This is a genomic window from Aliiglaciecola sp. M165 (assembly GCF_007197995.1).
Lineage (GTDB): Bacteria > Pseudomonadota > Gammaproteobacteria > Enterobacterales > Alteromonadaceae > Aliiglaciecola.
On record NZ_VKKH01000001.1, the window covers coordinates 327,929 to 346,421 of the forward strand.

17 protein-coding genes are annotated in these 18,493 nt (G+C 41.9%); 10 read left to right on the plus strand and 7 right to left on the minus strand.

The annotated features are described in order from the left end of the window. The first annotated feature begins 14 nt into the window (after window positions 1-14). From dapF to FM019_RS01435, 4 genes are all read left to right on the plus strand, one after another. Complete coding sequence (dapF, locus tag FM019_RS01420; protein ID WP_143834103.1) at window positions 15-845, plus strand: diaminopimelate epimerase; 831 nt, start codon at window positions 15-17, stop codon at window positions 843-845. Next, window positions 842-1,537 carry a DUF484 family protein gene (locus FM019_RS01425; protein ID WP_143834104.1) on the plus strand — a complete coding sequence of 232 codons (696 nt, stop codon included), beginning with the start codon at window positions 842-844 and terminating at the stop codon, window positions 1,535-1,537. The genes dapF and FM019_RS01425 overlap by 4 nt, the downstream gene beginning before the upstream one ends. Before the next feature lie 2 nt (window positions 1,538-1,539). Continuing rightward, a complete protein-coding gene (gene xerC, locus FM019_RS01430; RefSeq protein WP_143834105.1) occupies window positions 1,540-2,433 on the plus strand; it encodes a tyrosine recombinase XerC in 894 nt (297 codons plus the stop codon). An 85-nt stretch (window positions 2,434-2,518) separates the two neighbouring features. After that, window positions 2,519-3,238 carry an HAD-IA family hydrolase gene (locus tag FM019_RS01435; RefSeq protein WP_143834106.1) on the plus strand — a complete coding sequence of 240 codons (720 nt, stop codon included), beginning with the start codon at window positions 2,519-2,521 and terminating at the stop codon, window positions 3,236-3,238. Here the strand turns inward: FM019_RS01435 and cysE are convergent. After that, window positions 3,227-4,009, minus strand: coding sequence for a serine O-acetyltransferase (cysE, locus tag FM019_RS01440; RefSeq protein WP_143834107.1), 783 nt, complete (start codon window positions 4,007-4,009; stop codon window positions 3,227-3,229). The genes FM019_RS01435 and cysE overlap by 12 nt on opposite strands. Before the next feature lie 188 nt (window positions 4,010-4,197). Between cysE and uvrD the strand changes: the two genes are divergently transcribed. Then, window positions 4,198-6,366, plus strand: coding sequence for a DNA helicase II (gene uvrD, locus FM019_RS01445; protein ID WP_143834108.1), 2,169 nt, complete (start codon window positions 4,198-4,200; stop codon window positions 6,364-6,366). A gap of 47 nt (window positions 6,367-6,413) precedes the next feature. Further along, the gene (locus FM019_RS01450) at window positions 6,414-7,652 is read left to right on the plus strand and encodes a diguanylate cyclase (RefSeq protein ID WP_143834109.1); all 1,239 of its coding nucleotides are present in this window, start codon (window positions 6,414-6,416) and stop codon (window positions 7,650-7,652) included. A gap of 17 nt (window positions 7,653-7,669) precedes the next feature. Here FM019_RS01450 and rarD read toward each other — a convergent pair whose 3' ends face one another. From rarD to FM019_RS01465, 3 genes are all read right to left on the minus strand, one after another. After that, the gene (gene rarD / locus FM019_RS01455; protein ID WP_143834110.1) at window positions 7,670-8,575 is read right to left on the minus strand and encodes an EamA family transporter RarD; all 906 of its coding nucleotides are present in this window, start codon (window positions 8,573-8,575) and stop codon (window positions 7,670-7,672) included. A gap of 80 nt (window positions 8,576-8,655) precedes the next feature. Then, window positions 8,656-9,114 carry a DUF3010 family protein gene (locus FM019_RS01460; protein WP_143834111.1) on the minus strand — a complete coding sequence of 153 codons (459 nt, stop codon included), beginning with the start codon at window positions 9,112-9,114 and terminating at the stop codon, window positions 8,656-8,658. Between the two features lie 75 nt (window positions 9,115-9,189). Beyond that, on the minus strand, window positions 9,190-9,786 hold the full coding sequence (locus tag FM019_RS01465; protein WP_143834112.1) for a TetR/AcrR family transcriptional regulator: 597 nt from the start codon (window positions 9,784-9,786) through the stop codon (window positions 9,190-9,192). Window positions 9,787-9,895: 109 nt separating this feature from the next. Here FM019_RS01465 and FM019_RS01470 point away from each other — a divergent pair, with 109 nt between their 5' ends. Together FM019_RS01470 and FM019_RS01475 are read left to right on the plus strand one after the other, a co-directional pair. After that, window positions 9,896-10,297 carry an MAPEG family protein gene (locus FM019_RS01470; RefSeq protein WP_143834113.1) on the plus strand — a complete coding sequence of 134 codons (402 nt, stop codon included), beginning with the start codon at window positions 9,896-9,898 and terminating at the stop codon, window positions 10,295-10,297. A gap of 165 nt (window positions 10,298-10,462) precedes the next feature. Further along, window positions 10,463-13,183 (plus strand): EAL domain-containing protein, encoded by a 2,721-nt coding sequence (locus FM019_RS01475; protein ID WP_143834114.1) that lies wholly within the window; start codon window positions 10,463-10,465, stop codon window positions 13,181-13,183. Here FM019_RS01475 and FM019_RS01480 read toward each other — a convergent pair. Beyond that, window positions 13,164-13,889, minus strand: coding sequence for a hypothetical protein (locus tag FM019_RS01480; protein ID WP_143834115.1), 726 nt, complete (start codon window positions 13,887-13,889; stop codon window positions 13,164-13,166). The genes FM019_RS01475 and FM019_RS01480 overlap by 20 nt on opposite strands. Before the next feature lie 80 nt (window positions 13,890-13,969). Here FM019_RS01480 and FM019_RS01485 point away from each other — a divergent pair, with 80 nt between their 5' ends. Continuing rightward, window positions 13,970-15,289, plus strand: a complete 1,320-nt coding sequence (locus FM019_RS01485) for an AarF/ABC1/UbiB kinase family protein (protein WP_143834116.1) — start codon at window positions 13,970-13,972, stop codon at window positions 15,287-15,289. A gap of 30 nt (window positions 15,290-15,319) precedes the next feature. Further along, a complete protein-coding gene (locus tag FM019_RS01490) occupies window positions 15,320-16,351 on the plus strand; it encodes a mechanosensitive ion channel family protein (protein ID WP_260681492.1) in 1,032 nt (343 codons plus the stop codon). Between the two features lie 496 nt (window positions 16,352-16,847). Here FM019_RS01490 and cas6f read toward each other — a convergent pair whose 3' ends face one another. Next, window positions 16,848-17,453: a type I-F CRISPR-associated endoribonuclease Cas6/Csy4 gene (gene cas6f / locus FM019_RS01495; protein WP_143834117.1), complete on the minus strand. Its 606-nt coding sequence runs from the start codon at window positions 17,451-17,453 to the stop codon at window positions 16,848-16,850. Continuing rightward, the gene (gene csy3, locus FM019_RS01500; protein ID WP_143834118.1) at window positions 17,454-18,485 is read right to left on the minus strand and encodes a type I-F CRISPR-associated protein Csy3; all 1,032 of its coding nucleotides are present in this window, start codon (window positions 18,483-18,485) and stop codon (window positions 17,454-17,456) included. Window positions 18,486-18,493 lie beyond the last annotated feature (8 nt).

The following is an 18,493-nucleotide window of genomic DNA, read 5'->3' on the forward strand; positions in this document are numbered from 1 at the left end:
TTTAAGCAGTCAAAATGCAAATTCAATTTTCAAAAATGCATGGTCTGGGCAATGACTTTGTGGTCATTGATAACGTGACCCAGAATGTATTTTTTTCAAAAGACAAAATTCAGCAACTTGCTGATAGAAATTTTGGTGTCGGCTTCGACCAACTGTTGATGGTCGAACCTCCTTATGACCCTGAACAGGATTTTCATTATCGAATATTTAACGCCGACGGCTCTGAAGTCACTCAATGTGGCAATGGTGCTCGCTGCTTTGCGAAATTCGTTAAGATTAAGGGGCTTACAAACCGCAATAAAGTTGTAGTGAGCACAAAATCAGGAAAAATGGTGCTCTATTTGGAAAAAGACGGGCAAGTCACTGTCAACATGGGTCGCCCAATCTTCGAGCCAAGTAAAATTCCGCTTAAAGCCAACAAAGAAGAAGGCACCTACATTGTCAGATCAAACGATAACACCTTTATGGTCGGGTCTGTCTCCATGGGAAACCCCCATTGTGTTATGACGGTTGACGATGTCGCAACAGCAGACGTTGAAACCATTGGGCCGATACTCGAACGGCACGAACGATTTCCTGAAGGTGTTAACGTCGGGTTCATGCAGATTGTCAATTCTGAGCATATAAAACTGCGCGTTTTTGAGCGTGGAGCTGGAGAAACTCTGGCCTGCGGAAGTGGTGCATGCGCGGCAGTGGCAATTGGCCAAATTCAAGGTAAACTAGGCAAAGAAGTAAAGGTGGATTTACCCGGTGGGTCATTAAAAATACGCTGGCAAGGTAGAGATAGCGTGCTAAAAATGACAGGGCCTGCCGAACATATTTTTGATGGAACTCTCATAGTATGAGCGACACAGCACAACAACAGGTATCTAGGGACATGTTGACTGATTTTGAACAGGTAGCAGACGTCACTGCGCAAGACGTAAGAGACTACTTAATACAAAATCCTGACTTTTTTGTGGATTTTCCGGAGCTGGCAGAAAAACTGGCAATTCCGCATTTACATAAAGGCAGTGTTTCGTTAGTAGAATTGCAAAGTGAACAACTCCGCGACAAAAATAAGTTGTTGTCGCAAAAGCTTAATCAACTCATCACTATCGCCAAGCAGAACGAGGAAATTTATCGTATCTACGCTGACTTAAATCTGCAGTTACTCTCATGCCGATTTTTTAGCGAAGTAGAGGAGATCCTTGAAACCGTTATGCTTCAAAAACTGAAAATGTCTGCAGTGAAATTGAAGTCATTTACCGGTGCTCATGCGTTACCTGAAATTCAACGAAAATTATTTATAGAAAAGCGCTTCAAACAGGAATGCTTTTTCTTTGGCCGCTTGAGCCAACATGAAAAGCAACTGTTGTTTTCACAAAGTAATGTCGAATCTGTCGCCTTGATGTTACTTGGTGAAAAAGGGGAGCTAGGCATATTAGCAGTAGGAAGCCGTGACCCTGGTCACTTTAATCCTGACATGGACACCTTGCTAATTACCCAGCTTCAGCAATTTTTGAACGTTCTTATTCCAAACTTGGCAGGTTATTAACGGTGACTAAACCAGCCCTTGTGGATAGGCTGGAAGCATTTTTAGATGTGCTAAAATATGAGCGCAACCTGTCAGTAAAAACTCAGGAAAATTACCGCCGCCAAATCTTGGCAATCATGGACAATATCGACATCGAAGATTGGTCGGTTCTGTCTATCACCCATGTGCATAAAGTATTAAGTGAAGGACGCAAAAAAAACCTTTCTGCAAGGTCCATTGCATTGCGATTGTCGGCCTTACGTACCTTTTGTGATTATTTGGTCAGTCAGAACGTACTGCTTAGTAATCCTGCAAAAGCTGTTCAGTCCCCTAAATTAGGTAAGCCACTACCTAAAAACCTCAACGTTGATGAAATAAACCAGCTGCTAAATGTTGAGCCAGAATCGGTATTGGCAATCCGCGATCGTGCGATGATGGAGTTAACCTATGGTTGCGGGTTACGGCTGGCAGAATTAGCCGCATTGGATATACAAGATATCCAGACGGCGGGCCAAGTTAAAGTGCTAGGCAAAGGGAGTAAAGAACGAATTATCCCGGTTGGAAAAATGGCGCTTGCATGGATAAATAAATGGCTACAAGTGCGAAATCAGCTTGCACCTCCTGCCGAAGAAAATGCATTGTTTGTGAGCAAACACAAAAGGCGTATTAGCCACCGGCAGATCGCTAAGCGTATGTCGTTGTGGGCAGGTAAACAAGCGTTAGCCCAAAAAGTAAACCCACACAAATTACGCCACTCTTATGCCACACATATGCTTGAATCTAGCGGTGATCTCCGCGCTGTGCAAGAACTGCTCGGCCATGCCAATTTGTCGACAACACAAGTCTATACCCATTTGGATTTTCAGCACCTGGCAAAGGTTTATGACACGGCACATCCGCGTGCACGAAAAAAGTAACACGTATTTTTTATGGAAGAATAAATCTTTGTCGAATTCTATTCGTATTTATATCATCAGAGCATTAAGGAATAGGTATTCTTAAATGAAATTTTATCGTTCAATACATAAAATCCATGCGCTTAGTTTCGATTTGGATGACACCCTCTACGATAATCTGCCAATGATGATCAGAGGCGAAAAGCGCCTCATCGAACACCTCAACACTCAATATCCACTCACTGAAAAAATAACCATCGAAGATTGGCGTCAGATTAAAAAGACATTACTGATGAGTAGACCAAAGTTGGCATCTGATATGGGCGAACTCAGACGATTGACACTTAAAGAAGGGCTTTCACAAGTCGGTTATGCAGGTACTCAACTGGCTTCAGCAGTGAACGATGCCTTTGACTTTTTCTACTACATGCGTAGTGATTTTAAAGTGGATGAGAACATTCATTCTTTATTGAACAAACTGGCAAGTAAGGTTCCGCTAGTTGCCATAACAAATGGAAACGTTAATCTGGAACAAATCGATATTGCAAAATATTTTAGTCATTGTCTCAAAGCCAATATCGAACAACCAATGAAACCTCATCCTATAATGTTTGAGCGGGCTTGTATTCGCTTAAACCTAAAGCCAGAAAGCATATTGCACGTCGGGGATAACATGGAAAAAGACGTAATGGGAGCAATAAACGCAGGCATGAACGCAGCTTGGTTTGCCTGCAACCGAAGCATGCAAATAAACCATGAAAGAATAAGTGTTCTTCCACATGTTCATTTAGAAAAACTCGAAGAATTAGAGGATTTAATCCTCTAAAACGTTTTGATTCATCGTCTCACAGGGATTGTCACAACAAGGTATTCCAACAACTTTAGCGGGAACACCGACTACCGTCACATGTTCAGGTACGCTTTTTAACACCACGCTTCCTGCACCGACTTTTGAGCGTCTACCAATTTCGATGTTGCCAAGAATTTTCGCACCTGCACCAATCATCACCCCTTGTCTGACTTTTGGGTGTCTGTCACCAGACTCATTACCTGTACCGCCGAGTGTAACGGATTGTAAGATGGATACATGATCTTCAACAACGGCCGTTTCGCCTATCACAATCCCTGTCGCATGGTCGAACATGACACCCTGGCCAATTTTAGCACCTGGGTGAATATCGACACCAAAAACTTCAGAGTTACGGCTTTGCATAAACAGTGACAAAGGTTTTCTATCATGGTGCCATAAATAATGTGCAATTCTATGTGTTTGGATAGCCTGGAACCCTTTGAAATTAAGCAAAACAGTCAAACTAGAATCGACAGCCGGGTCACGGTCTAGAACCGCTTGAATATCCTTGATAGCAGCCTCAACGATAGCTGGATTTAACAAATAGGCCTGATCAAAGACCTCTCTAACTGCCAACGCTGGCATCACTTCATCTTTGATTTTATTTGAAAGAATAAAACTCAGGGAGGTTTCAAAATTGTGATGTGCTAATACGCATGCGTGTATATAACTGGCCAACAAGGGTTCTTGTTTAGCTAACGCATTCGCTTCGCTTTTTAACTTTATCCAAAAATTATCGATTGGCATGAGCAAATCCAGATATTATTCCATTCTAGTAGACAGGAAGTAAGGCCGACTTCTTTCAATACAAGCGCTGATTAACAATAATAGTATTCTGTCATCATAGATCCGCTAGATTGAAATGTTTTTATGTATAAAAACACAGTATAACTGATATACTGACTGCATTATAAATTGAACCCGCAAAGCGCTTTATGGATGTATCTCTCCTGCTAGACCAACTCAATGACAAACAACGCGAAGCCGTTGCCGCCCCTGCTTCTGACATGCTGGTATTGGCGGGTGCGGGAAGCGGTAAAACACGCGTCTTAGTCCACCGCATGGCCTGGCTGATGGAAGTCGAAAAACTCGCCCCCTTCAGTATTCTGGCGGTGACATTTACCAACAAAGCTGCTAGAGAGATGCGTGGTCGCGTGGAACGCCTTATGGGCTCTGCGCTAAACAGCATGTGGATTGGCACTTTCCATGGACTTGCTCACCGCTTATTGCGCACTCATTATAAAGAAGCAAAACTTCCTGAAAACTTTCAAATATTAGACTCAGACGATCAGTACAGATTAGTACGTAGAGTGATCAAATCGCTTAACCTAGATGAGAAGAACTGGCAACCTAAGTCTATCCAATGGTACATCAATGGCAATAAAGATGAAGGCTTGCGGCCCGAGCATATTGATACGGAAGGTGATCCAACCAAGCAAACCATGAAAAACATCTATCAGGCATATCAACAAACCTGTGACCGATCTGGATTGGTGGATTTTGCCGAATTGTTACTCCGCGCTCACGAATTATGGGTCAACAATCCGTTAGTGTTACAGCATTATCAACGTCGTTTTCGAGCTATTTTGGTAGATGAATTTCAAGATACCAACAATATACAGTACGCCTGGTTGCGCCTTCTCAGCTGTGCAGAAAACAACATGATGATCGTCGGTGATGATGATCAATCTATCTACGGTTGGCGTGGTGCTAATGTTGAAAATATCCAGCATTTTCTGAGGGATTTTCCAACCGCAGAGACCATCAGGCTCGAACAAAACTATCGTTCAACTGGCACCATTCTTAAAGCCGCCAACGCCGTCATCGACAACAATCAAGGTCGTTTGGGTAAAAACCTATGGACTGACGACAGCGAAGGCGAGCAGATATCACTTTATGCCGGATTTAACGAACTGGATGAAGCTAGATTCATTGTTTCCCGCATTAAGGAATGGTCAGACAAAGGCGATCCGCTAACCGATTGCGCTATTTTATATCGTAACAACGCCCAATCTCGAGTACTCGAAGAGGCACTTCTGCAGGAGTCTATCGCATATCGAATTTATGGTGGTTTGCGCTTCTTCGAACGCCAAGAGATTAAAGATGCCTTGGCATATTTAAGGATAATCAATCAGCCAATTGACGATGCAGCGTTTGAGCGGGTGATCAACACTCCAACACGAGGGCTTGGGGATAAAACCGTGGGCATCATTCGCGAGAATGCCCGTCAAAGCGAATTGTCGATGTGGCAATCAACACAAACATTATTAGCCGAGAAACGATTGCCAGGTCGCGCTTCAACGGCACTTCAAGGTTTTGTAGAACTGATCTTAAAGATGCAAACCGATATCCGTGAAATACCCTTGGACAAACAGGCAGATCACGTGATCAAACATTCTGGGTTGTTTGCCATGTACCAAGCTGAGAAAGGCGAAAAAGCACAGGCACGTATTGAAAACCTGGAAGAGTTGGTGACTGCATGCAAACAGTTCGAGGTGCCTGAAGAAGCGGAGAATATGACCCCATTGTCTGCTTTTTTAGCGCACGCATCGTTAGAAGCAGGCGAATCTCAAGCTGACGAGCACCAAGATGCTGTGCAAATGATGACCATCCACTCAGCTAAGGGTCTTGAATTTCCTCTGGTTTTCTTAGCCGGCGTAGAAGAGGGTATGTTCCCAAGCCAAATGAGCAATGAAGAACCTGGACGACTAGAAGAAGAACGTAGACTTTGTTATGTGGGTATGACCCGAGCCATGCAAAAACTCTTTATCACTTATGCAGAGAGTCGACGTTTATACGGCCAAGACAAATATCACACGCCGTCGCGCTTTGTAAAAGAGATCCCATCAGAGTGTGTGGAAGAAGTGCGTTTGCGAACAACTATATCTCGCCCAGTACAAAACCGATTTCAACCTGCAACATCACATATGGCATTTGAATCTACCGGTTTTCAGTTAGGGCAGCGTGTAAGTCATGGGAAATTTCAGGAAGGAACCGTGTTGAATTATGAAGGCAGTGGTGAGCATGCTAGAGTAGAAGTGAATTTCGATAATTTTGGCACAAAATGGTTAATGTTGGCCTATGCTAAGTTAGAAAAAATCTAATTGTTGCAGTTTTCGGAGCATCCTATGCAGGGATTCTAAGGGCAAAAATGAAGTTTAAAGTATTATTGATTGAAGACAGCGAAGCCAGTATGCGCGTGTTAAAGCGAGTGATTGGTAAAGCCAATTTAGATGTTGTTACTGCCAGATCGTTGGCTGAAGCGAAAGTCATTTTTAAAAATACTTCTCCAGAATCCTATTTGTGTGCGGTCATCGACTATACACTGCCCGACGCCCCCGATGGTGAGGCCATTGACTATGCCATTAATGCATTCATTCCAGCTGTAGTCATAACTGGACGAATTGACGAAGATGTAAGAGATCACATTCTGAGTAAAAACGTGGTCGATTACATTCCAAAACAAAACGCACAAATATTTGAATATTTAAGTCGATTGCTCTCGCGGTTAGAAAAAAACAAACAAATCGGCGTTCTGGTTGTTGATGATTCTCGGGTTAGTCGCTCTAAGATGACATCATTATTGACACGCCACAATTTCATTACACATAGCGCTTCAGGTGCGAAAGAAGCGTTAGAGATTTTAAGCAACACCCCGCAAATTAAGCTTATGGTCACCGACCAGAATATGCCTGACATGAGCGGTATTGAACTTGTCGCTGAAGCGAGAAAACTCTATGGCAAAGACGAATTGAGCATTATTGGCGTTTCCTCAGATAGAAGCCCAGCTTTGCTTGCCAGATTCATTAAAAGTGGGGCAAATGACTACCTCACCAAACCCTATTGCCATGAAGAGTTTTTCTGTCGAATAGTACAAAATGTTGAACACATTGAGCAGATTGAGGCAATCAGACGCGCCGCCAATTCCGATTATCTGACAGGCCTACCGAACCGACGCCATTTTTTCAATCAGGTTTCGACAACTATGCGTAGAGGACTTGAGTGCATGTCGCTGGCGTTGATAGATCTTGACCACTTTAAATCAATCAACGACACCTACGGTCATGACTACGGTGATGTCGTGCTAAAAGAAGTCGCAAAAATTATTACGCGCCATTTTTCCTCATTCCATGTCTCTCGATTTGGCGGCGAAGAGTTTTGTATTTTTCTGGGTAATGTTGAGCATCAACAGGCCCATCAACTCTTAGAAGCATTTCGACAAGATGTTGAGAACAAAGTGATTAGAAGTCGCAGTGTGAAGCACTCTTGCACACTAAGCATTGGTCTAACTAGCAACGCAGATAAGAAGATTGAGACGATGTTAAGTGTTGCAGACGAGTATCTTTACAAAGCTAAAGCCAATGGCCGAAATCAAATCGTGGGCGATTGAGTGTCATCACTTAGGAGTTAATTAGTATTTGCCAAGGCCATCTTTTGCTGTGAATAAGCGCGGTAAGAATCAGCACTAAATAGCAACAAAGCACACCAAACAAAACCAAATGTCATTAACCTTGCTTCATGCAAGGGTTCACCATACAAGAACACCGCCAGTAAAAACATAATGCTTGGGCCGATGTATTGGAAAAACCCTAACGTTGAATAACGTATACGCCTCGCTGCAGCGGTAAAGCATAAAAGTGGCGCAGTTGTGACAATTCCAGCCCCGATCAACAATAGATTTAGTGTCATCTCATTGTTGAATAAATTGCTTAATTCGCTGGTAAAAAACACCCAATAAACTAAAGCAAATGGCAACATCATCACTGTTTCAATTAACAGCCCTGGTAATGAGTCAACGGCAACTTGCTTTCTAAGCAACCCGTAAATACCAAAACTCACCGCTAAAATCAGTGCAATCCAAGGGACTTGGCCGTAAGAGAAAATTAACACGAGTACACCAAACACCGCTAAACCAACAGCGAGTTTCTGCATGCGTCTAAGCTTCTCAGCAAGAAAAATACGACCAAGAAATACGTTCAACAATGGATTGATGTAATATCCCAAGCTGGCATCTAATAAATGGTCGTTGTTGATTGCCCAAATGAATAACAGCCAATTCGCAGCCAAAAGCAATCCGGACGCCAATAAAATCAGCAACACTCGACTATTTTTTAGTGCATCGATGACTTTGTTTTTTTGCCCCATTGTCCACACAAGTAAAACCAGAACGGCTACCGACCATACAATACGATGAACCAGGATTTCCGGAGCAGGCAGTTCCATAAGCAGCTTAAAATACATTGGGGCAAATCCCCACATGCCATAAGCAGCAAGTGCGAATAAAACGCCAGCTTTAATGGTTTTATCTTGCATTGATTTCCAAAAACTTAAAATGTATCAATATAAACTGTTGCGTCGTTTTGGCGTGAATCGCTTACGCCATGCATTTGAAGTTAGTCAGAGGTATCTTCAGGCTCTAACCCAAATTTGTCTTTCATAATCATTGCATAAGCAGTATTGAACGCAGCTTCTTGAAACCCTTTTAGTCCCGTTTCGGAAAAAGGTACTGGTACAGGATTACGCTTAATAAGTGTTTTTATATGTGTTGCTGACAGCACGTCAACGTTCAATGTGTCAATCAATTGAATCGCGGCTTCTAATTTGAATCCTGCGGCACTTCCTGCAAATTTTCCTTTACTTGGGCGCTCGCGAATGACCACGCGTTGAATCTGATAGTCTTCCATTAGCTTTTTGAAGGCAAACTGAAATTTTCGAATTTCTTCAGTGGAATCTTGTTTTGGATACGTCAGCTTTCTAACCCGGCACTCAGGCAACATGAAGACTTCATTCTCAAAAGAGAGCAAACACAGATTCGCTTCACTGCCCTTCAAATCAATGCCACAAATTTTCATAACCACACTCCCATTTAATCGACGAGAGTATAACCCAATTGGATAAGGAACTTGAGGCTTTTAAATCGATCGCTGTTATTTTTCTACATAAAGCGACAAACCTACGAGTGTGGTTCTGGCTGCTGCCCATAATTTGTCATATTCGTTGATGGCTTTACTCATTATATTTAACCCAATGAAAAGGTTAGTGACAGCAAGTGCTAAGTGCTCCACGTTAGCACTTTGGTCAATTTCTCCCTGCTCCTGAGCCCAAAACAATAGCTCCTCAATTCGGCTATTACTTAAATCAAGTTGTGATTTTAGGTGACAGGTCAGCTCCCCTTCCTGACCACAGATTTCAGCGACACTGTTCATTGCCAAACACCCACGATGCATCGTGTCATTTGCACGCGCATGGCATAACTCATTGAGCGTTTGGGTCAAAAGCAAGAGTATCCGATCCCCCTTTTGCGCGCGTATGAGTTTTTGTAAAGGTGTGTAATTTGAGTACACACTTAACACCTCTTTAAACAGTGCTTCGCGACTCACAAAGGTATGATAAAAACTTGAACGCGTAATGCCCAACAATTCGGAAAGCGCTTTAACTGATGCAGCATGGTAGCCATCCTGCCAAATTTTAAACATCACTTTTTCTATCGCTGCATCACGCTCAAATGCTAATTTTCTCGCCACATTTTTCTCACAATCAACTTTTTGTACACATGTGTACAATTTTGTGCCATAGTTAATTGTACACTTATGTACAAATATAGAAAAGCAACGATTTAGAGAGAGAAAAGCAATGTCCACAGAACTATTAGTACTTTTTTACTTAGGCGTTATGACCTTTGTATTGGTGTTTATTCAAGGCATGCAGGTACCACTCAATTTTGGTTTTAAGTGGGGCTTGGGCAATCGAGATGAACCCAGAGAGCCCACCGCATTTATGGGACGGATAGCCCGCACCATTGACAATCAAATTCAGGCTCTGACTATGGCTGTTCCGGTACTCGCCGCATTGATTCTGTTCCCTGAAGCACAGAGTTCTACTACACAAACTGGTGCTTGGTTACTGTTATTTGGGCGTTTAGGCTTTGCAGTGAGTTACTTAGTCGGCATTCCTTATTTGCGTTCACTAATCTGGGGAGTGGGGTTGTTTGGCTGGATGATGCTTAGTTACGGATTTATTGTTGCGATGTTGTAATTGTTATTTAATCGGTAACATGTGTTTGTTCTTTTGCAAGTCCAGATCAATACGAACAAAAATTAATTATTAACTTTAAGCGCCGGTTTAAGTATGCGGATTGGCGCTTATTTTTTAATCCAAAGCTGCTACACTGTCGTCTCGTTGGCCTTTTTATAGAAGTAGATGACAATTACAAAGCAGCGAAGAATTTTTTGGCGTAGCATCATTCTGGTTTTACCCATAGTCCTCTATTTTGTCTGCGAATATTTGGCCACCGTTGTACAACCTGATCGATTTGAAACCCACAAATTTCAGCTCTCTCTTCCTTTATCAGAGGCCTTTCGACAGCAAAACCAGTTGCCGGAAGATCACAAAATAGAACGGATTGTTGTAGCTGGATTTTTCTCCGATTGGAACACAGATAACCCTGCCTATGATTTGTTTAAATCAGGTGACAGCCTCTGGACTAAATCCTTAGATTTGCCCGTTGGTCCAGTACAATACAAATATGTTCTCTACTACAAAAACCAACCTAGTCCTTATTGGGTAAACGACCCTAACAACCCGGGAACCATTAATGATTCCTTCGGCGGTTCCAACTCAGTTGTTAATATTCCTGACTATCAATCGATATTGGAAATCCTGCAGTTTTGCTTACTCATCATTTTTGGGTTTTCACTGACCTATTTCGTATTGCAAAAATTCTTTCTTTGGTTGCTTTCTAGACGCATGCCACTGGCTAAAAAAATCGTTTCGAGCACCCTAATCGTAGTATTTTTATCAAATTCAATGTTGGTGGTTTATCAAATTATTGAGTATAGACAATTGGTCAAACAAAGCGTCGTCGATTCAGTACATACATTTCATTTAGGCCTGCAGCAATTTGAAATTGACTTTTCAGATCTCAGATCACAACACGGAAAACTGGCGGCAGCTATGCCAACCATGCTTTGGGAAGCAAAAACTCGCGTCGAAAAAAACCAACTGTCAATAATGCAAATAACACTCTCAGATGTGGCGATTCTGGATAAGGATTTCAAACTCGTGCATGTTCAAAACCGCCAGCAAAACGCACGTTTGCAAGAAAGAAGAAGAGATGAAAGTGGATTTAAAGAACTTGAAGATTATTACATGCAAGGCGTTTTTGGTCCCACAATAGTGAAGGCGAAAAATGCGCTGGCTGCAAATGTTTTAACAGGAAACCCAAGTGCTGAAATCGCTGCAATTGAAACTCGAGAAACCTCATTGGCTCGCCGAGCACTAGGATTTAGCAATGTTCTTGTACCCATAGACATAGAAGGTAGCGTAACCGGTTACTATGTTGCCAGCCTCCAAGTTAAATTATATGGCAACGAAATTCGCCGAATTATGGCAATTAACCTATTACTAATCGGTGTTGTGCTGATTTTATGCTACGCCTTGTTAAATTCTGTGGCAGAAATCTTTACCTACAACCTAAAGCGGCTTACGTCTTGGACAAAGCGCATCAACAAAGGTGATTTTGCAGATACAGTAAAAATAAACACTCAGGATGAAGCACAGGAATTGGCAGAAAACTTTGCCATTATGCAAGACTCCTTAAAATCAAGCTTTGAAAAAATCGAAGAACAAAATGCCCAGCTAAACAAAGCTGCCTACACCGATATTCAAACAGGATTACGTAATCAAAACAAACTGTTGCGCGATATGTGCGAGTATCGTTTTCATTCATTAATTGTGCTCGAAATTCTCGATTACGAAAAGCTTTTAGGCTTTTTAGGAGAGCAATTTGTTGCCGATTTAGTAGACGAGGTGGTTGAACGTCTAACTGAAGAAATTAATCAAGAACGAGGTGCCACTCTTTACCGACTCACGGCCAATCAATTTTGTACCCTCAGTGAAGACTCACATACAAACCACTTAAAGGGATTTACCAGCAAGTTGCTTGAGTGTATTAGTCGCGAACCACTAAAAATTGGCCAGATCACACTTAAAGTTGGACTTGTTGCTGGGATATGTGGTGCTGAATTTGATATGGAACAACCAGCTTCCCAAGTTGATAAAGCGCAACAAGCAGTAAGTGCAGCAAAATCTCGAAGTGAGAAAATTCGTTTTTACAATCCATCAATGGAGCCACATAGAGATTTGGCGAAAAACATTGCACTCATTAACCGCCTTCGCGATGCCCTGCAGAGCAATCGTTTAGTACCTTTTTTCCAACCCATAGTTGAAACCAAGTCGATGCGTGTTTTCGCCTATGAAGGACTAGCAAGGGTATTTGAAACCGATCACAACATTATTCCTCCTAATGAGTTTTTGCCTGCAGCAAAGCATTGTGGCCTGTACCCTTCAATTAGCCAGACCATGCTGGAGCAATGCATTTTGATTTGTCGAGAGCAAGACGTCCGAATTACGTTGAATTTGTCAGCAATGGATATTGAAAATTACCAATCGAAGCAATTTTTGAGTCAGTGGATGCAGGCTAACAAAGATATTCTCAGTCGCGTAACCTTTGAAATAACCGAGACCGATAAAATCGAAGACTACGCGCTAATGAAAGTATTCATCGACAAAATCAGTGAAATGGGTTGCAGCGTTGCTCTCGATGATTTTGGTGCCGGATACTCTAACTTCACCCACTTGCTCAGCTTAAATGTCGATTATATTAAAATTGATGGCAGTTTAATTAGGAACCTTGATGTCGACGAAAATGCAAGGCTCATCACAACTGCTATTGTTGAATGTGCTAAAGCACTCAATATTAAGACAGTCGCTGAGTATGTGCACTCGGAACAGATTTACGAGTTGGTTAAACAATTAGGTGTGGACTATTGCCAGGGATATTATTTTGGCGCTCCTAGCCCTGAACTTAAACTTAGCCAAGAGCTAGTAACTGGCACCAATGCTAACGCACAAGGTGAATAGTTTTACCGCAGGCCTCTAACCTAGACACCCAGACTTGGCCGTTGTTTTGGTATTGGTCGGATAATTTTATCTCTTTTACAGATTTAGCCAGTGCCATCACTAAACTTTTATGACTTTTGTGCACATAGTGATAACTGGACGAACGTAACTCAGGAAAAAGTTTGACGTGAAACTCTGTATGTTTTGAGGAACAGACAACCTGAGTCGCAAACATCGTCTGTAATAATGCAGCATCTACCCATTTTTCATCTACCAATTTGGTGATATTACTAACTTGCGTTTCTTTTCGGCAATCCAGTTGATTCTTTTTACAATACTGTGATGCGCTTTCAAAACCGGCCTCAAGGGCAATTGCAGCCTCTTTCCCCATGCGGCAGCTTTGTTCAGACAAACAAAATAAACCTGAATGAAATTCACCCAAAGATTCCGGCACCTGCATTAAATTTGGATATTGCTTGGCAACTACTGGAAAGCGGCTTGCTTCGGCGTCTAATACACCTTGACCAACGAGTTTCAAGCCTCGTGTTGATGGGTAATAAACGAATTTTGGCTGAATCCCCAATGGCTGGTACAACACCGTAAAAAATTGCTCAACCGATTTTTTTTGTTGTTCTGACTGCACTGACTCTAGCAAATTGATGGTGTAGTCCTTTGCACCAGCAAAATGAGAAATCACAATACAAATCGCGACTATAAAAGTCCGCAAGCTTGACTACCTCAAATTGTTGCTACCTGATCATAATGAACGTAAATTGAACAATTGAAAAGTACTAAGTTGGATAGCATATGGCGAAGAAGCCAGAATCAAATGAAGCAAATATTCCCAAAGGGCGTGTGTCTCGGTTTACACGGCTTGGCACTATGGCATCAAAAATTGCAGGAAATGTGGTTGCAAGTGGTGTGTCCGAATTAGCCAAAGGTAACCGTCCGAAATTAAAAGATTTATTGCTTACGCCCAAAAACGTGAAGCGTGTGGCAGACCAACTTGCACAAATGCGCGGTGCCGCAATGAAAGTAGGACAGCTAATCTCGATGGATGCAAGTGACGTGTTACCAGAGGAATTGACTGAGTTGTTGTCACGATTACGCTCTGACGCAAAGGCCATGCCCCAGGAACAATTGATTGAGTTACTCAACAAACAATGGGGTGAACATTGGCAAAAGCGTTTTATTCAATTTCCAATGACTCCTATCGCTGCAGCATCAATTGGCCAAGTGCATAAAGTGATTACCCAAGATTTAAAAAGATTAGCAATTAAAATTCAATATCCCGGTATTAAGCAAAGCATCAACAGTGATGTGGACAACGTGGCAGGCTTAATCAGGTTGTCAGGATTGTTGCCAAAAGACATCGACATCAAACCTTTGCTCAAAGAAGCAAAAGCACAATTGCATGATGAAGCCAATTACACCTTGGAAGGCGAACGACTGAAACAATACGCCAAAGTCATTGAAGACGATGACGCCTTTATTATGCCTGAGCTTGATGAGGAGTTTAGTTCAGACGACGTATTAGCAATGACCTATTTAGACGGCGTGGCGATTGAGTCTTTTTATGACGCCGAACAGTCGACGAGAAATTTCATAATAAGTCAGTTGCTTAGATTGTTTTTCAAAGAGTTGTTTGATTTTCAATTGGTACAAACGGATCCTAATTTTGCCAATTACCAATTCGAACCTGAACTGAACTGCATTGTACTGCTGGATTTTGGCGCGACAAGAGACTTTAGCCAAGCTATGTCAAATGATTACCTAGCCCTAATGCGAAGTGCGGTAAATCAAGATAGAGATGGCGTCGCCAATGCCGCTTTGTCTCTGCAACTGCTCAAGCCCAGTTTGCCATCGCAGGTTAAATCGACCATTTTTGAGATGTGTTACGAAGCGTGCGAACCGCTCTACACCCAAGGTGAATACGATTTCGCCTCGACGGATCTTTTGCAACGGTTAAGAGAAAGAGGTTTGGAATTGGGGTTCGATAAGAGTTACGCTCACACTCCTCCCATTGATACAATCTTTTTGCATCGTAAACTCATGGGATTATTTATGCTTGCGATTAAGCTGCGCGCAAAAGTAGATGTCCGTGGTTTGTTTTTGCCTTATGCTTAAGTTTGTTTACCCTCTAATAAAGGCCTGTTTGTGACCATCGATATCGCTGAAGAATTCACCGCTTTTTTACCGCTGATTATTTCAACATTCTGCGTTGGTGTGGGGCTTTGGATGGCTCATCACATCATTATTGTAAGGTTTTCAGAAAACGGAAACGAAAAGTTATTCTCCCGTCAACTCATTATGTTGGGACTGACCCTGGTTTCAGTATTAATCATAATTTTGTCTCTTCCCATCAGTGAAAGTTCACGCAATCAAGTTATTGCCCTGGTTGGATTGGTTATTTCGGGTATTTTTGCGTTTTCTTCCAGTACTATTTTTGCCAATTTACTAGCAGGAATAATGCTACGCATTACCAAGCCCTTTCGCACTGGTGATTTTGTGAAAGTACAAGATAATTTTGGCCGAGTTGTTGAAAGAGGGCTGTTGGATACTGAAATACAAACCGAGGGACGTGATCTGGTGTCCATCCCTAACACTTATCTGATTACTCACCCAGTTACCGTTACACGAACGTCCGGGACAATCGTTTCAACGACTTTATCCTTGGGTTACGACTTATCAAATAGCGATGTGGAAAAGGCGCTACTCGAAGCGGCTACCAATTGTGGTTTAGTAGATGCATTTGTGCAAATCATCGAACTTGGCGATTTTTCTGTGACCTATAAAATCAGTGGTAAATTAGAAGAAATAAAAAACCTGATCAGTGCGCGTAGCGCCTTAAACAAACAGGTTTTGGACGTATTACACAGTCAAAAAATTGAAATCATGTCACCCACTTTTGTCAATCAAAGGCGCCTTGCAGAGGATTTCAAAGTTATTCCCGCGAAAAAAGTGGTGAAAACCGAAAGTCATGCGATTGCAGTAGAAGATGTGGCCTTTGATAAAGCCGAAGAAGCTGAAAAAAATGAACAATACAGATTAGAAATTACTTCTCAAATTGAACAAATGAAAGAGTCGCTGCGAGAGGCTGATGAAGACCAAAAAGTATCGATAAAATCTAAAATAGACGCTTTGGAAACACGACTCAAGCAGACAAAGTCTGAGGTTAAAGAAGGTTAAGTGGGTGTTGATCCAAGCATACGTTGACACTATAGAAGTGATATAAATCAACTATTTAATTGTTCCACAAGGATACCTTGGCATAAATAATAACAAGCATACCTTGTCATCATTTATCAAATTCGGGGACATGCAAATTTTACTTAGATAATTAATGTAAGAAACTTTCTTTCATCAACTGCCTTTTCGGCAGAAACTCCTGTTTCATTGTGAAGTTCGATTCGTCAGACATTTTTAGCTGCCTATGCGGCGGAACACTCGTTGCGATTAATTTGTGTTGTACCATTGATATTTTTAGCTGCCTACGCGGCGGATCATCCTGGCAATCTGGTCTGTCAGTGGGCGTGCCATTGAAAGCTGCCTATCCGGCGGAAATTGTCCCGGGAATGAAAAAATTTCCGGTTGTGATTTATTTAGCTACCTGTCCGGCAGAAATATACAACGCATAAATATGTCAAAATTAAGTATAGAAAGCATTGGTAAATCTGAAAAGATCTTAATCTAGATTTTTAGGGACCGATGCTTTCCGGCTTGATTTATTCGACAAACCATAAGAGGTATAATTCCCATAGGTAACGTTTTGCGCCATTTCTAATTGGATATTTAGACTGAAATTACGATCACTACTCTTGCTGTTCATTGGTATTTTGTGGAAATGTGGGAATACTTTCTCACTACTAGAAAGATAAGCTGCATTGTAGTTCTCCCCACGCTGCTTAGCTCTTCTGGCGCATCTTCTCAGTTTGCGTCTTACACCTGCTGGCGTTAGTTCATCAACAGCTTGATTTCGAGAAAACATTATTTCTTCCGACCCATTCTCAGGAACAGGTTTTAATGCAGAGATTTCGAAATACTCTAAATCTTGCATTTGTTGATAGTAATGTTGGTCAATTAACAAGTCGATACAAGCACTATCTACCGACACAAAGGCAATAGAGTTTCCAGGTGATTCATCAGACCAATCAGGAAAGGTCACACCAATTGAGTTCAATCGGTGTCGACAATTGACTCCATGGAGCACTTTCAGACACTTGCCAATTAGAAAGTTATGATTGCTATCGGCCGGGATAAAAGTAATTTTTCGATAGTAGCGAGACGCCATCTATTTGCTTCCTAAACTGAACAATCCACCCTTTACCAAATTCGCGGCAATAAAATGCGCATCGTTCAATTCCGATGATTTCATCTTTTTCTTGGATTTTAATCTGCTGTTCAATTGTTCGAGGCCACTTAGAAGGGTATAAAAATCTTTCTTGGATTCAGGATGCCGATAGACCGTTGCCCTATCTCTATCAACTGCAAAACTACCTACCCTCACTGGTATATCTGCCCCCTCAAACCAATCGTCAATGCTCGCTATCGCAGCCCCTATCTTATAAGCGCCAATAATCGCCGTGCGTTTTCCTTCCACTATCGTGTTTTGATATGTCCTGCTGCGTTCTAACTTGTTCGCTTGTTCAACAAACGCCTGACTGGGGTAAATTTCGCTAGCCAATGGTAATGATAATTCTGCCGTTACCTCTAAAAAAAGATACTTCTTGGGGTCTACTAAAGCATTTTCAAACTCGTTTACAAGCCCATCGAATTCAGTAATCTCATCAATCCAATTTGGTTCGAATCGTTTCCGGTTCACCCCTTTTATTGAACACTGTAATCCTCCTGAACTCTGTATTTTGATTGTTGTATCAAGCGTTCTTTGATTTCGCCACAGCCAGTTACCACTCAGCACATTGTTCAGATATCGCTCTGCCAGATATCTGTATCCGCCCAATTTACGATACTCAGCAGCGAAATTAGTCAGTAAACTTCTAACACCGTCATCATTACAGGCTCTCGGCTCAATTGAACTCGCATCTACGTTAAGAGAGAATTTACATAAGGTGTGCTTAGCATCTGCGGGTGCATAACAATAGTCAATTGTGTGAGGGTTTCCTTCAGCTAACTTTTTATTATCCACACCCTTTTTCAGACTCATATCATTAGCAAATGCTTCGCTAGGCCCACCTTTCTGCCCGAGAATTTTGACCGTGTTAATTTCTAATGGCTTTTGATTGCCCTGTTCATCTACTGAATAGAATACTGCAATACCAGGCGATATTGATCGTTGATAACTTAGTCTGTTTGGTAGCCTCATATTTAGTT

Excerpts from the sequence above, each read along its gene's own strand:
- dapF (WP_143834103.1), top strand. The coding sequence starts at position 15 with ATGCAAATTCAATTTTCAAAAATGCATGGTCTGGGCAATGACTTTGTG.
- FM019_RS01425 (WP_143834104.1), top strand. The coding sequence starts at position 842 with ATGAGCGACACAGCACAACAACAGGTATCTAGGGACATGTTGACTGAT.
- FM019_RS01435 (WP_143834106.1), top strand. The coding sequence starts at position 2,519 with ATGAAATTTTATCGTTCAATACATAAAATCCATGCGCTTAGTTTCGAT.
- cysE (WP_143834107.1), bottom strand. The coding sequence starts at position 4,009 with ATGCCAATCGATAATTTTTGGATAAAGTTAAAAAGCGAAGCGAATGCG.
- uvrD (WP_143834108.1), top strand. The coding sequence starts at position 4,198 with ATGGATGTATCTCTCCTGCTAGACCAACTCAATGACAAACAACGCGAA.
- FM019_RS01450 (WP_143834109.1), top strand. The coding sequence starts at position 6,414 with ATGAAGTTTAAAGTATTATTGATTGAAGACAGCGAAGCCAGTATGCGC.
- rarD (WP_143834110.1), bottom strand. The coding sequence starts at position 8,575 with ATGCAAGATAAAACCATTAAAGCTGGCGTTTTATTCGCACTTGCTGCT.
- FM019_RS01460 (WP_143834111.1), bottom strand. The coding sequence starts at position 9,114 with ATGAAAATTTGTGGCATTGATTTGAAGGGCAGTGAAGCGAATCTGTGT.
- FM019_RS01470 (WP_143834113.1), top strand. The coding sequence starts at position 9,896 with ATGTCCACAGAACTATTAGTACTTTTTTACTTAGGCGTTATGACCTTT.
- FM019_RS01475 (WP_143834114.1), top strand. The coding sequence starts at position 10,463 with ATGACAATTACAAAGCAGCGAAGAATTTTTTGGCGTAGCATCATTCTG.
- FM019_RS01485 (WP_143834116.1), top strand. The coding sequence starts at position 13,970 with ATGGCGAAGAAGCCAGAATCAAATGAAGCAAATATTCCCAAAGGGCGT.
- cas6f (WP_143834117.1), bottom strand. The coding sequence starts at position 17,453 with ATGGCGTCTCGCTACTATCGAAAAATTACTTTTATCCCGGCCGATAGC.
- csy3 (WP_143834118.1), bottom strand. The coding sequence starts at position 18,485 with ATGAGGCTACCAAACAGACTAAGTTATCAACGATCAATATCGCCTGGT.